The following is an 11,856-nucleotide window of genomic DNA, read 5'->3' as shown; positions in this document are numbered from 1 at the left end:
GAAATTTGCAACGGTCAAATGGGCAAAGCCGGCGCCCCCTCTCAGGGAGCGCCGGCCTGCACATCCGGTCAGGTGGCTGCCCGAAATTTCCCGGAAAACCGGTCAGCCCCTGTAGAAACTACTTGACCTCGACGGTCGCACCAGCCGCAGTGAGCTGGTCCTTGATCTTCTTGGCGTCGTCCTTGCTGACGCCTTCCTTGACGTTCTTCGGAGCGCCCTCGACCAGGTCCTTGGCCTCCTTCAGGCCCAGGCCGGTGATCGCGCGGATCTCCTTGATGACGTTGATCTTGTTGGCGCCGGCGTTGGCCAGCACCACCGTGAACTCCGTCTTCTCCTCGACAGGAGCAGCGGCGGCGGCCGGGCCCGCGGCAACGGCCACGGCGGCGGCGGAGACGCCCCACTTGTTCTCGAGCTGCTTCACGAGCTCGGCCGCCTCGAGGACGGTCAGGGAGGAGAGCTGGTCAACAATCGCGTTCAGGTCAGCCATTGAAATGTGTCCTTCTGGTTTCGACTAACGGCCAACTCCCCTTTGGAGAGTTCAGGCCGGTGAGGTTGCGGTAGAAAAACTTCTCGGATGGATGAGGGCTTCTCAGCCCTGCGCCTTGTCCGCGTTGGCCTGGACGACTCGGGCGAGCTGCGAACCCGGAGCCGCGATGGTCCGAACCAGCTTGCTCGCCGGCTCGCTGATGACCCCCAGCAACTGCGCGCGGAGCTCGGGCAGACCCGGCAGCTTCGCCAGGGCCTTCACGCCGGCGACGTCGACCTTGCGGCCTTCGACGACGGCAGTGCGGATCTTGATCTTGTCCTCGATGTCCTTCGAGAACTCGACCAGGATCTTCGCGGGAGCCACCACGTCGCCGTAGCTGATGCACAGGGCCACGGGGCCCGTGAAGTCATCAGCGATGACCGACACGGACGTGCCCTGCGCCGCACGGCGCGCCAGCGTGTTCTTGATGACCTTGTACTCGACGTTGCCCTCGCGGAACTTCTTGCGGAGCTTCGTCACCGTCTCCACGTCCACCTTGGAGAACTCGGCGACGACGGCGGAAGTCGTCCGCGAGAACTTCTCGTGGAGCTCCTTGATCATCTCTTCCTTCTCGCTCTTCAGCACTTTGACTCACCTCCTTACTGGGCCCGCCTTTTCAGGTCGGGCGTGATGCCTGGGCCAAAGTGGCAGAGCGAGAGGAGCCTCCGAGAGGCACCACACCGCACCTCCAGTCTCGGCAGGGCTGGCCTCGCGGCCGTTTGAACCAGGGGTCGAAGGCGCCGTCCGACCGGTTGCCCGGTTGCCAACGGAACATGCACCCTCTTCACCCAGGTCCCTGCTGTCATGAACCAGGTGTTGGGGAAACCACGCCTCATGACGTGGCGCCCCAATTGCAAAAGCCGGGGGCCTATACCCCCGGCTTCAGCAAAGATCCAGAACTTTCGAACCTGTGACGTCAGACAGGTGACAGCCCTGACCAGGAGCCAGGGCTGCGTCCCCCCGTCCGTGCGGCCCGATTAGCCGTGACGCGCCTTGATCTCCGTGGTGTCGAGCTTGATGCCCGGGCCCATGGAGGTCGAGATGGCGATGCCCTGGAGATAGACGCCCTTCGCGGCGGCCGGCTTCAGCTTCATCACCAGGTCCACCAGCGCGTTGAAGTTGGCCTCGAGCTTCTCCACCTCGAAGGAGCACTTGCCCAGCTTCGCGTGCACGATGCCGGCCTTCTCCGCGCGGAAGTCGACCTTACCGCCCTTGGCGTCGCGGATGGCCTTCGCGACGTCCATGGTCACCGTGCCGACCTTCGGGTTCGGCATCAGGCCGCGGGGACCGAGCACCTTACCGAGGCGGCCGACGACACCCATCATGTCCGGGGTGGCGATGACGGTGTCGAAGTCGAGGAAGCCCTCCTCGATGCGCTTCTGGAGGTCCTCGGCGCCGACCACGTCCGCGCCGGCGTTGGTCGCGTCGGTGGCCTTCTCACCCTTGGCGAACACGGCCACACGCACCGTGGCACCGGTGCCGTGCGGCAGCACCACGGCGCCGCGGACCATCTGGTCCGCGTGCTTCGGGTCCACGCCCAGGTTGAGGGAGACGTCAACCGTCTGGTCATACTTCGTGGCGCGAGCCTCCACCGTCTTCTTCAGGAGCTGGAAGCCCTCGCTGACGCTGTAACGCTTGTCGCGGTCCACCAGGGCAACGGCCGCACGGAACTTCTTCCCAGTCTTAGCCATGACAGTAATCCTTGTCGTGAGTGGGTGCGCGGCGGCTTAGCCGACGACGTCGATGCCCATGGAGCGCGCGGTGCCGGCAATGGTGTTCATGCAGGCTTCGATCGACGCAGCGGTGGTGTCCTGGATCTTCTTCTTCGCGATTTCCTCGAGCTGAGCGCGGGTGATCTGCCCGACCTTCTCCTTGCCCGGCTTCTTCGCGCCCGAGCCCTTCTTCTTCTCGGTGTGCAGACCGGCGGCCTTCTTGATGAGGACGGCGGCGGGCGGGGTCTTCAGGATGAAGGTGAAGGAGCGGTCCGCATACACGGTGATGACCACCGGGATGATGAGACCTTCCTTGGCTTCCGCCTGGGTCTTCGCGTTGAACTGCTTGCAGAACTCCATGATGTTCACGCCCTGCTGACCGAGCGCGGGGCCGATCGGCGGAGCGGGGTTCGCCTTGCCGGCGGGAATCTGCAGCTTGACCTGGCCTGTGATCTTCTTCATCGAACGACAACTGCCTTTCGAGTGGGTGGTACGAGCGGGCCACCAGACGGGGAGGCCCTCCCACCCATGAATCCGGCCCCGGACCGGGAACCGGAAATGCGAACGCCGCGCACTCCATACAGGGGTGCACGGCGTCGCATCAACTGCTAGCCGGTGGTCTTCTCCACCTGCATGAAGTCCAGCTCGACCGGGGTGGCGCGGCCGAAGATGCTGACCAGCACCTTCACCCTGCCCTTCTCGGCGTTGACCTCTTCCACGGTGCCGTTGAAGTTGGCGAACGGGCCGTCGATGACGCGCACCGTGTCGCCATCGTCGAACTGCACCTTGGGCTTGGGCTTGAGCGTGCCCTCGGAAATCTGGGACGTCAGCCGAGCCACCTCCTGATCGGAGATGGGCAGCGGGTTCTGGTTCTGCGCCGTTCCGGGAAATCCGGTGATCTTCGGCGTGTTCTTCACCAGGTGGAGCGTCCGGTCGTTCAGCTCCATCTGCACGAAGATGTAGCCAGGGAAGAACTTGCGGCGAGACGTCTTCTTCTCGCCCTTCACCATTTCGACGACCTGTTCCATCGGAATCAGGATCTCACCGAACTGGTCCTGAAGGCCCTCCAGACGGACCTTCTCTTCCAGGCTCTTCTTCGCCTGGTTCTCGAAGTTCGAGTAGGTGTGGACCACGTACCATTTCATCGCCATTACAGCTTCCCCCACACGGTCGGCAGCCACTCCACCATCAGGTTGTAGGCGGCCGTATCGATGCAGAAGAGGATGACGGCGGCCACCAGCGAGGCCACCACCACGGCCATGGTCGACGCCTTGGTCTCCGTCCAGGTCGGCCAGGTGACCTTCATCAACTCCGAGGCCACATCAATGGAGAGCGCGTGGGTGCGCGGGTGGAAGTACGCGCCCAGGGCCAGGGCCACGGCCGCCGCGTAACCCACCAGGGTGGAGACCTTCCAATCCAGGCCCTCGATGAGAACCGGGTCGCTCCAGTTGAACCGCGCCCACAGCAACCCGAGCAGGTGCTCCAGGAAGAGGCCCAGGACGATGCCGGAGAGAAGATAGAAGATGACCACGAGCCGCTTCGGATCCATCGCCGAGCGGTTAGCCTGCTGGCTGGCCTCTGATGCCGTCGCCATGGTGCCTCACGAGGTACTGCGGATGCGAATCGCGGGACTGCGAAAACACAGGAACCCCCGGCACCTCCAGGTACCGGGGGCCCCGCGACTACTGAGAGTTGGCAGGCCAGGAGGGATTCGAACCCCCAACACGCGGATTTGGAGACCGCTGCTCTACCGTTGGAGCTACTGGCCTAGAACCTTCCCTGAACTACCGACCTAGACCTTACCTTCCTTGTGGTCCTGGTGCTTGCGGCAACGAGGACAGAACTTGCTCAGCTCGAGCTTGTCCTGGCTCTTCCGCTTGTTCTTCGTGGTCGTGTAGTTCCGCTCCTTGCACACCGTGCACTCGAGCGAAATGATGGAACGATTGCCCTTCGGCATGAGCTACCTCACCAGATACGAGAAGGGAAGGCTACCACAACGCAGCCCTCCCCCCTCAATCGGAACAGTAAGCCCGGTGGCCTTACGGCCGACCCGGCATTACTCGACGACTTCCGCCACGACGCCGGCGCCCACCGTGCGGCCACCCTCGCGAACGGCGAAGCGCAGCTCCTTCTCCATCGCCACCGGGGTGATGAGCTCCACCTCGATGGCGATGTTGTCGCCCGGCATCACCATTTCGACGTTGTCCGGCAGCTTCACCGAGCCCGTCACGTCCGTGGTGCGGAAGTAGAACTGCGGACGGTACCCCTTGAAGAACGGGGTGTGACGGCCGCCCTCTTCCTTGGACAGCACGTAAATCTGCGCCTTGAACTTGGTGTGCGGGGTGATGCTGCCCGGCTTGGCCAGCACCTGGCCGCGCTCCATGTCCTCGCGCTTCAGGCCGCGCACCAGCGCGCCGATGTTGTCGCCCGCCATGCCCTGGTCCAGCAGCTTGCGGAACATCTCCACGCCCGTGACGACCGTCTTCTGCGTCGGACGCAGACCGACGACTTCCACTTCCTCGCCCACCTTGATGATGCCGCGCTCCACGCGGCCGGTGGCCACCGTCCCGCGGCCCGAGATGGAGAACACGTCCTCCACCGGCATCAGGAAGGGCTTGTCCGTCGCGCGCTGCGGCGTCGGGATGTAGCTGTCCACCGCCTCCATCAGCTTCAGGATGGCCGGCTCGCCGATGTCGCTGGTGTCACCCTCCAGCGCCTTGAGCGCCGAGCCCGGGATGATGGGGATGTCGTCGCCAGGGAACTCGTACTTCTTGAGCAGGTCCCGGACTTCCATCTCCACGAGCTCGCGCAGCTCGGGATCGTCCAGCATGTCCACCTTGTTCAGGAAGACGACGATGTACGGAACGCCGACCTGGCGCGCCAGCAGGATGTGCTCGCGCGTCTGGGGCATCGGGCCGTCCGCCGCCGACACCACCAGGATGGCGCCGTCCATCTGCGCCGCGCCCGTAATCATGTTCTTCACGTAGTCGGCGTGGCCCGGGCAGTCGACGTGGGCGTAGTGCCGGTTCGTCGTCTGGTACTCCACGTGCGCGGTGGAAATCGTGATGCCGCGCTCACGCTCCTCCGGCGCCTTGTCAATCATGTCGTACGCCAGGAACGTGGCGCCGCCCGTCTTCGCCAGCACCTTGGTGATGGCGGCGGTCAGCGACGTCTTGCCGTGGTCCACGTGTCCGATCGTGCCGATGTTCACGTGGGGCTTGTTACGCTCGAACTTCTCCTTGGCCATGACACTCCTCAAAAATAAATGGAGCCCTGAACCAGGATTGAACTGGTGACCTCATCCTTACCAAGGATGCGCTCTGCCAACTGAGCTATCAGGGCTTGGCGATGCTGTGACTACAACATTTGGAGCGGGAAATGGGACTCGAACCCACGACATTCAGCTTGGAAGGCTGACGCTCTACCAACTGAGCTATTCCCGCAATTGCCGAGTGGAGGGAGATGGATTCGAACCATCGAAGGCGTAGAGCCGGCAGATTTACAGTCTGCTCCCTTTGGCCGCTTGGGTATCCCTCCAGATATTCACTTGTCCTACTACATCCCGGGCCCTCATCCGCGGCCCCGTCCTACCTGGCCGGCGGCGGGATTTGAACCCGCGACCTACTGATTACAAATCAGTTGCTCTACCAGCTGAGCTACACCGGCACTCATCCGGTACTGCGACTGCCGCCCTACCCCGCCGCCCCGGCTCCGTCAACCACCCGTCACCGCCCTGAGAGGGGCGCCCTTCTAGAATTCCCGTTCGCCCAAGTCAAGGAGATTGATCCCAAACTTCGACTACCGGCCGGAAGCGGTGCCCCGCTGCCGGGCGACCTCGTATAGCAGAATGCCGGCCGAAACGGACGCATTCAATGAACCGACCTGACCCGCCATCGGAATCCGGAGGCGGAAGTCGCAGTGCTTGAGCACGCCCTCCCGCACGCCTGGCCCCTCGGCCCCCACGACGAGCGCCAGCGGCCCATCCAGCCGGGCGCTCCACATGGGCTCCTTGGCGTCCACGTCCGCGGCCGCGACCCACAGGCCCGCTTCCTTCAGCTCCTCCAGTGCCCGGGAGATGTTGACCACCCGTGCGATGCGGCTGTGCTCCACCGCCCCGGCCGAGGCCTTGGCCACCGTCCCCGTCACCTGGACCGCCCGGTCCTTCGCAATCACCACGCCGTGCGCCCCCAGGGCGTCCGCGGAGCGGATGATGGCCCCCAGGTTGTGCGGGTCCTGGATGCCGTCCAGCACCACCACCAGGGGCGGCTGCTTCAGGGCCTTGGCGGCCTCCAGGATGTCTTCCAGTTCGGCGTACTGGAAGCCTCGCAGCTCCACCACCACGCCCTGGTGCACGCCGCCGTCGGCGAGCGTGGCCAGGCGCTCGCGCGTCACCTTCTCCACGCGAATGCCGTACTCGCGAGCGCGGCTGAGCAGCTCACCCGCCGCCCGGGCGCCGAGCTGCCCCTCCACCAGGTACAAGCGTTCCACCTCGTCCGGCCGGGCCCGGAGGGCCTCCAGGACTGGATTCACGCCGTAGACGAAGCGGGAGGCTTCGCCGCCACCGCGCTCGCCTCGGCTGGAGCGCTGGGGGGCTTCTTCGCTCCCGCGCTCACCGCGGCCACCCTTGGAAGAACGCTCACGCATGGCGATTCAGAGGACCTCGACAGGAAGGGAGAAGGTCTTCTGCTGTCGCGCGCAGAGCTTCTCCGTGCAGATGAAGAAAACCAGCTTGGCGTCCAGGCTGCCCTTGCCCGCGGCCGCGGCCGTGAAGGGCACCTCGAAGCGAGGATCCGCGAAGGCCTGCCCCTCCGCCTTCCTGGCCACGGAGTCCGCCAGGACCAGCTTCTCCTTGGCAGGGGTGAGCTGGCTCCCCTTCAGCTCGAGCTTCAAGGGCGCCTCGTCGGAGACATGGGCCCCCGCCTTCGACTTGATGGCGAGCACGAACGTGCCCTTCTCCCCTGCCTTGACCTGCGTGGAGGTCCCTTCCGTGGTGACCTCATACAGGGAGGCCGGATCCACATCCGCGGCCACGGCAGGCGCGGAGCAGGTCACGGCCGCGAGCAGTGCGGCCAGGGGAGAAAGGCGTCGGCGGCGAAGAAGCATGGGCGTCTCCAGGAAACGAGGGGTGCGTATCACGCTTGGGACGGGCGGGGCCGTCTTTCTCTTCACGCGCCGCCTTCATCGGTTCGGGTTCGGCGGCCGGTGCCCTTCCTTTCCACCGGGAGCCCGGGAAGCTCCGGGGGCACGGGCAGGCCGGATGGCGGCGACAGGTCCGGCACGGAGACGGGCGTGGCCCCCGCCACGAGGTCTTCCGCCCGCTGGATGATGAGCAAGGCCAGGTCCACGCCAGTCACGCCCTCCATCTCAGGGAGCGCGGGAGAGCTGTTCACCTCGAAGACCTTGGGCTGCCCTTGAATGTCGAGCAGGTCCACCGCCGCGACTTCCAGGCCGATGAGCCTCGTGGCCTTCTCCGCGGTGGCGCGCTGCGCGGGAGACAGCTCGTGGGGCTCCAACCGGGCCCCCTTGATGAGGGTGTGAGCCAGCCGACCGGCGCGAGGCCTGCGGCGGACCGCCGCCACGGCCTGGCCGCCCACGACGAGCACACGGACGTCGATGCCGGTGTTCTTCACGTACTCCTGCATGACGAGGTTGTGACCAAGGCCCAGGACGGCCTCGAGCGCGGCCTCCAGCGACTGGAGGCTCTCGCAGACCATGACGCCGTGCTTCTCCTGTCCCTGGAGCAGCTTGACCAGGACGGGCACGCCTCCCAGCAGGCCCACCATCTCCTTGAGGTGCGCCGCATCCCGCGCCATCACGGTTCCCGGGATGTCGATGCCGTGCGCGGACAGGAGCTGCAGCGAGCGCATCTTGTTGCGCGACTGCGCGATGGCCTGCGCGTGGTTGACGAGCGGGACTCGCGCGAGGCCGAACTGGTTCACCACGGCCAGGCCGTAGTTGTTGATGGACTGGGCGATGCGAGGGAGGACGACGTCCGTGGGCGCCAGCTTCTTGCGGCCGTAATAGAGCGTGGCCTTGCGCCCATCCAGGTGCATCTGCACTCGGAGCGGGTTGAGGACCCGCACCCGGTGCCCCCTGGCGCGCGCCACCTCGACGAGTCGCCGGGTAGACGGGATGGAAGCGGAGCGCGAGAGGATGGTGGCTTTCATGAGCGGGGCGGCCGTTCCGGGGAGCGAGGGACCTATAATCCCCGCCCCTCGCCGGGTAAAGCCGCCCCGCGTACCGCTCGACTAACGCTGACGGATGGCCCGCACTTCAATCCGCACCGGCGACTCCGGCGTGGAGTCGAGGATGCGCTGGCAGGTCTCTCCCGTGAAGAGCACGCCGCGGTCCTCGAACGTCCACGTGCTGTCGCTCGATGGGGTGCGCTCGCCTTCCACGTAGACCACGAGCAGCTTGGGGTCGGTCGGGCGCTGGGGACCTTCCAGCGGAATCAGGCAAGGCTCCTCCTGCTTCACCGCCCGGCTGATCTCCTCCAGCGCGCTTGCAAGCTCAGCCTGGTTTCCGGCCTGGAAGAAGGAGCGGTTGCACAGCCCCGTCGTCGGGTTGCACGTGTCGCCCTCGCCGCACGGACGCTCCGCGCTGCACGTCCGCTGGAAGCCGCCCGCTCGCGCCATGGCCTCCAGCACCGCTGGGCCCTCGCCCGACGCGGTCTCAGCACCGAAGCCAATCACAATGGTCGTAATCTGCTTCTGCTTCAGCGCCTGCACCGCGGCGACGGAGGCATCGGAGTCCAAGCACCCACGCTTCTCGTAAGAGCCAAAACAGCCGTTGTTATCAATGGTGCACTTGCAGAGTTCGGGATTGGCGCCGGTGTTGACGTTATTCACGTTGCAATTCGGAAGACCGTCCGTCAGCAGGATGACGAAGTTCTCCCGATCCGGGGCCTGAAGGCCCGGCAGTCCACCTACGAAGTTCAGACTGCCGCTCGTCGGCGTACCACCGAGCGGCCGCCCCTCACCACTATTGGGGATGCCCTGCAGGAGGTCGTTGATTTCACTGGCATGCGCCAGAAGGGACGCATCGTCCTCCTGGTCTGGCAGCCCCTTCAACAGCGCGCTCTCGCTTGCCTCACGGCACGAGTCTGCAACCGAGGCTCCTCCGCGCGTCTCCGGGTAGGTCGTCAGCGCGAAGCGCACGAACTGCCCACTGGACTCGAGAAACTGCGGAACGGCTGCCTGCAGCTCCGTCCAGCGCGTGGGGCAGACGTCGACATTACACGGCGCCTCGCGGCCACAGACCACCGGGGAGCCCTCGTACTCCACAATGCAGGCAGGATCCGAAGGGTTCACGGGGTCCGTCATCGACGCAGAGGTATCCACCAACAGCATGATGTTGGGCTTGCTCGCGCGGGCGTTGATGACCTCTTCCACCGTCGTCTGGGCGATGGCCAGCGGCTCCACCGGCTCGAAGTCGTACGTCTGGCAGGCCAGGACGACGGCGCCGACGGAGAGTGCACTCAGGAGGGGCAGCTTGGAGCGCATAGGCGATGAATTCCTTCTGCTACTGGGGGACGCGGAGCTTCCCGCGTGGCCGGGGTTCTCCAAAGGGGGTACGGCGTGCCCCCAGGTTATCGCGTCATTCCCGTCGTGCGCTACCGCGGCGGAAGACCGATTCGTGGCCGTTTGGATGCCACTGCGACGTTACAGCCAGAGCGATGCATGGCTGTGTACGTGGGCTCACCGCCCACCTCCTAGAGGGTCAGCACCCGTGCACCCGCGGTCAGTCGCCACAGCGTGGCCATCCCCATCACCTCATCCAGGGTGCCCGCCAGCGCCTCCGGCTCGTAGCCGCAGATGCGCACCGTGGTGTCGCAGGCGATCAACCTCGCGCCCAGTGTGCGCGCCTCTTCCAGCATCCGCGCGGGCGCCAATACCCCGAGTGACTCCGCGCGCGTGAACTCCTCATGCTCACGTTCGCTCGAGGGCTGGCCGTAGGCGCCACTCGCGAGCTGGCGTAGCGCATCGAAGGCGAAGACGAAGTACACCTCGTCGCCCATGGCCGCGGCGGTGATGCCCATCGTGGCGGCCTGGAACGCCGGCTCGTACGTCGCGTGCTGCAGGAAGAAGAGGACCCGTCCGGCCATGACGCGCGGACCATAACGGGCTTGCCGTCCCGCCGCGCCACCAATGACGTATAACCCGGAAACGTCCCCCCTGTTCGGGAAGCCCCCATGACGACCACCCTCCCCCCACGTCCTGGCGCCGTTCCCCCTCCGGCCTCCCGTCGTCTCGCATGGAGGCCCGTGGTCCTCGGAGCCGTGCTGTTCGCGGGCGCCGGAGGCCTGGCCCGGGTCAACACGTCCGCCAGCGCGGAGCCCTCACTCACCTCCAATTCGACGACCCCAGCGGGTGACGTGCACGCCCAGGTCGTCGCGCTCCTCGATGCGACGCGGACCGGGGCGCCCTCCGAAGAGGCCTGGCGCCGCCTGGGACCTGGCGCGGTGCCCGTGCTCTCCGCCCTCGTCGTGGATCCGTCCGCGCCCGCCGCGCGGCGCACGCTCGCCGTGGCGTCCCTGGCGCTGGTGGATCCGACAAGCGGAGCGACTCCCATCCGAGCGGTGCTCGAAGACGCGAAGGCCCCGGCGGAGGTGCGAGTGAGCGCGGCGGGCGCGCTGGGCCGGTGCCTGGGGCTGGACGCCATCCCCACCCTCATCACCCGGTTGCAGGACCCGGAGCTCCAGGTCCGGGAGGCCGTGGCCGTGGCGCTCGGACGCCTGGGCGGACAGCAGGCCCGGCAGGCGCTGGAGGACCGTTTGCCCGTGGAGGAACGCGCCCTGGTCCGCGAGGCACTCCAGCGTGGCCTCACGCTCGTCGAGCCGTGAGGGCGTGAGGCCACAGACTCGGGGCTCGCGTCGGCCCGGGGCTTCCATTAGATGGAGGCCATGCGTCCCACCGTCCTCCTCTTCGACATCGATGGAACCCTGGTCACCACTGGCGGCGCGGGGCGCCGCTCCATGGAAGCCGCTTTCGAGAAGCTGCACGGGCGCCGGGATGCCTGTGACTCGTTCGCCATGTCCGGGATGACGGACCGGGCCATCGTCCGCCAGGCGATGCGCATCATCGGCGTGGAAGACACGACCGAGGCCATCGACGCCGTCATCCACGCCTACGTCACCCACCTGGCCGAAGAGGTCCACAAGGTGGATGACGCGCGCTACCGCGTCTTCCCGGGCATGCGCGAGGCCGTGAAGGAGGCCCGCTCCCTGCCTGGCTTCGCGGTGGGCCTGGGCACCGGCAACGTCCGTGAAGGCGCCCGCGTGAAGCTGGAGCGCGTGCGCATCTACGACCAGTTCGACTTCGGCGGCTTCGGCTGCGACAACGAGGACCGCACCGAGCTGATTCGCTGCGGCGCCAGGGCCGGCGCCGCGCGGCTGGGGGCCCCCCTGGAGGAATGCCGCGTCGTCGTCATCGGAGACACGCCCAAGGACGTGCATGCGGCCCAGGGCATCGGTGCTGAGTGCATCGGCGTGGAAACCGGCACCTTCGCCGCGCAGGCCCTCCTGGATGCCGGGGCGACCGTCGCCTTCCAGGACTTCTCCCACCCCGAGGCCCTGACGGCGTTGCTCGGCAGGCGCTGAGGCCCCTGCCCGGCCGCTCG

The 11,856-nt window shown here is 66.3% G+C and carries 15 protein-coding genes and 5 tRNA genes; 2 read left to right on the top strand and 18 right to left on the bottom strand.

The features are described from left to right. Positions 1-118: 118 nt before the first annotated feature. The 18 genes from rplL to MYMAC_RS15130 all read right to left on the bottom strand — a co-directional run bounded on the left by rplL (position 119) and on the right by MYMAC_RS15130 (position 10,342). The gene (rplL, locus tag MYMAC_RS15215; RefSeq protein WP_013939643.1) at positions 119-487 is read right to left on the bottom strand and encodes a 50S ribosomal protein L7/L12; all 369 of its coding nucleotides are present in this window, start codon (positions 485-487) and stop codon (positions 119-121) included. A gap of 102 nt (positions 488-589) precedes the next feature. After that, entirely contained in the window at positions 590-1,111 is a 522-nt protein-coding gene (rplJ, locus tag MYMAC_RS15210; RefSeq protein ID WP_013939642.1) for a 50S ribosomal protein L10, read from the bottom strand. 392 nt (positions 1,112-1,503) lie between these two features. Next, positions 1,504-2,217 carry a 50S ribosomal protein L1 gene (gene rplA / locus MYMAC_RS15205; RefSeq protein WP_013939641.1) on the bottom strand — a complete coding sequence of 238 codons (714 nt, stop codon included), beginning with the start codon at positions 2,215-2,217 and terminating at the stop codon, positions 1,504-1,506. A 36-nt stretch (positions 2,218-2,253) separates the two neighbouring features. Further along, the gene (rplK, locus tag MYMAC_RS15200; RefSeq protein WP_013939640.1) at positions 2,254-2,700 is read right to left on the bottom strand and encodes a 50S ribosomal protein L11; all 447 of its coding nucleotides are present in this window, start codon (positions 2,698-2,700) and stop codon (positions 2,254-2,256) included. A 146-nt stretch (positions 2,701-2,846) separates the two neighbouring features. Then, a complete protein-coding gene (gene nusG / locus MYMAC_RS15195; RefSeq protein ID WP_002640701.1) occupies positions 2,847-3,389 on the bottom strand; it encodes a transcription termination/antitermination protein NusG in 543 nt (180 codons plus the stop codon). Beyond that, positions 3,389-3,832: a preprotein translocase subunit SecE gene (gene secE / locus MYMAC_RS15190; protein ID WP_095958613.1), complete on the bottom strand. Its 444-nt coding sequence runs from the start codon at positions 3,830-3,832 to the stop codon at positions 3,389-3,391. The genes nusG and secE overlap by 1 nt, the downstream gene beginning before the upstream one ends. A gap of 99 nt (positions 3,833-3,931) precedes the next feature. Beyond that, positions 3,932-4,007 (bottom strand) — tRNA-Trp (locus MYMAC_RS15185). A 23-nt stretch (positions 4,008-4,030) separates the two neighbouring features. Beyond that, complete coding sequence (gene rpmG, locus MYMAC_RS15180) at positions 4,031-4,195, bottom strand: 50S ribosomal protein L33 (RefSeq protein ID WP_011553120.1); 165 nt, start codon at positions 4,193-4,195, stop codon at positions 4,031-4,033. A 99-nt stretch (positions 4,196-4,294) separates the two neighbouring features. Then, positions 4,295-5,485, bottom strand: a complete 1,191-nt coding sequence (gene tuf, locus MYMAC_RS15175; RefSeq protein WP_013939874.1) for an elongation factor Tu — start codon at positions 5,483-5,485, stop codon at positions 4,295-4,297. Positions 5,486-5,504: 19 nt separating this feature from the next. Continuing rightward, a tRNA-Thr gene (locus MYMAC_RS15170) sits at positions 5,505-5,580 on the bottom strand. Positions 5,581-5,605: 25 nt separating this feature from the next. Then, positions 5,606-5,681: transfer RNA gene (locus MYMAC_RS15165), tRNA-Gly, on the bottom strand. A gap of 10 nt (positions 5,682-5,691) precedes the next feature. Further along, positions 5,692-5,775 (bottom strand) — tRNA-Tyr (locus MYMAC_RS15160). 56 nt (positions 5,776-5,831) lie between these two features. Continuing rightward, positions 5,832-5,904, bottom strand: a tRNA-Thr gene (locus tag MYMAC_RS15155). Positions 5,905-6,036: 132 nt separating this feature from the next. Next, positions 6,037-6,882 (bottom strand): 23S rRNA (guanosine(2251)-2'-O)-methyltransferase RlmB, encoded by an 846-nt coding sequence (gene rlmB / locus MYMAC_RS15150; protein WP_095958612.1) that lies wholly within the window; start codon positions 6,880-6,882, stop codon positions 6,037-6,039. Positions 6,883-6,888: 6 nt separating this feature from the next. After that, positions 6,889-7,407 (bottom strand): hypothetical protein, encoded by a 519-nt coding sequence (locus MYMAC_RS15145; protein WP_095958611.1) that lies wholly within the window; start codon positions 7,405-7,407, stop codon positions 6,889-6,891. Continuing rightward, positions 7,404-8,405 (bottom strand): ATP-grasp domain-containing protein, encoded by a 1,002-nt coding sequence (locus MYMAC_RS15140; protein WP_095958610.1) that lies wholly within the window; start codon positions 8,403-8,405, stop codon positions 7,404-7,406. The genes MYMAC_RS15145 and MYMAC_RS15140 overlap by 4 nt, the downstream gene beginning before the upstream one ends. Before the next feature lie 81 nt (positions 8,406-8,486). Next, positions 8,487-9,740 (bottom strand): adventurous gliding motility lipoprotein CglB, encoded by a 1,254-nt coding sequence (gene cglB / locus MYMAC_RS15135; RefSeq protein ID WP_013939634.1) that lies wholly within the window; start codon positions 9,738-9,740, stop codon positions 8,487-8,489. A gap of 209 nt (positions 9,741-9,949) precedes the next feature. Continuing rightward, positions 9,950-10,342 (bottom strand): DsrE family protein, encoded by a 393-nt coding sequence (locus MYMAC_RS15130; protein ID WP_095958609.1) that lies wholly within the window; start codon positions 10,340-10,342, stop codon positions 9,950-9,952. 87 nt (positions 10,343-10,429) lie between these two features. On the opposite strand from MYMAC_RS15130, the gene MYMAC_RS15125 reads away from it, so the two are divergent. Both MYMAC_RS15125 and MYMAC_RS15120 read left to right on the top strand, forming a co-directional pair. Next, on the top strand, positions 10,430-11,080 hold the full coding sequence (locus MYMAC_RS15125; RefSeq protein ID WP_095958608.1) for a HEAT repeat domain-containing protein: 651 nt from the start codon (positions 10,430-10,432) through the stop codon (positions 11,078-11,080). Between the two features lie 51 nt (positions 11,081-11,131). Continuing rightward, positions 11,132-11,836, top strand: coding sequence for an HAD family hydrolase (locus MYMAC_RS15120; protein ID WP_095958607.1), 705 nt, complete (start codon positions 11,132-11,134; stop codon positions 11,834-11,836). The last annotated feature ends 20 nt before the right edge of the window (positions 11,837-11,856 follow it).

It is taken from the genome of Corallococcus macrosporus DSM 14697, from assembly GCF_002305895.1.
In the GTDB taxonomy this organism is placed as follows: domain Bacteria; phylum Myxococcota; class Myxococcia; order Myxococcales; family Myxococcaceae; genus Myxococcus; species Myxococcus macrosporus.
This window is presented reverse-complemented; position numbering and strand designations above follow the sequence as displayed.

What these genes read in the sequence shown, in the direction of transcription:
- rplL (WP_013939643.1), bottom strand. Translation starts at nt 487, where the DNA reads ATGGCTGACCTGAACGCGATTGTTGACCAGCTCTCCTCCCTGACCGTC.
- rplA (WP_013939641.1), bottom strand. Translation starts at nt 2,217, where the DNA reads ATGGCTAAGACTGGGAAGAAGTTCCGTGCGGCCGTTGCCCTGGTGGAC.
- rplK (WP_013939640.1), bottom strand. Translation starts at nt 2,700, where the DNA reads ATGAAGAAGATCACAGGCCAGGTCAAGCTGCAGATTCCCGCCGGCAAG.
- nusG (WP_002640701.1), bottom strand. Translation starts at nt 3,389, where the DNA reads ATGGCGATGAAATGGTACGTGGTCCACACCTACTCGAACTTCGAGAAC.
- secE (WP_095958613.1), bottom strand. Translation starts at nt 3,832, where the DNA reads ATGGCGACGGCATCAGAGGCCAGCCAGCAGGCTAACCGCTCGGCGATG.
- rpmG (WP_011553120.1), bottom strand. Translation starts at nt 4,195, where the DNA reads ATGCCGAAGGGCAATCGTTCCATCATTTCGCTCGAGTGCACGGTGTGC.
- tuf (WP_013939874.1), bottom strand. Translation starts at nt 5,485, where the DNA reads ATGGCCAAGGAGAAGTTCGAGCGTAACAAGCCCCACGTGAACATCGGC.
- rlmB (WP_095958612.1), bottom strand. Translation starts at nt 6,882, where the DNA reads ATGCGTGAGCGTTCTTCCAAGGGTGGCCGCGGTGAGCGCGGGAGCGAA.
- MYMAC_RS15140 (WP_095958610.1), bottom strand. Translation starts at nt 8,405, where the DNA reads ATGAAAGCCACCATCCTCTCGCGCTCCGCTTCCATCCCGTCTACCCGG.
- cglB (WP_013939634.1), bottom strand. Translation starts at nt 9,740, where the DNA reads ATGCGCTCCAAGCTGCCCCTCCTGAGTGCACTCTCCGTCGGCGCCGTC.
- MYMAC_RS15130 (WP_095958609.1), bottom strand. Translation starts at nt 10,342, where the DNA reads ATGGCCGGACGGGTCCTCTTCTTCCTGCAGCACGCGACGTACGAGCCG.
- MYMAC_RS15125 (WP_095958608.1), top strand. Translation starts at nt 10,430, where the DNA reads ATGACGACCACCCTCCCCCCACGTCCTGGCGCCGTTCCCCCTCCGGCC.
- MYMAC_RS15120 (WP_095958607.1), top strand. Translation starts at nt 11,132, where the DNA reads ATGGAGGCCATGCGTCCCACCGTCCTCCTCTTCGACATCGATGGAACC.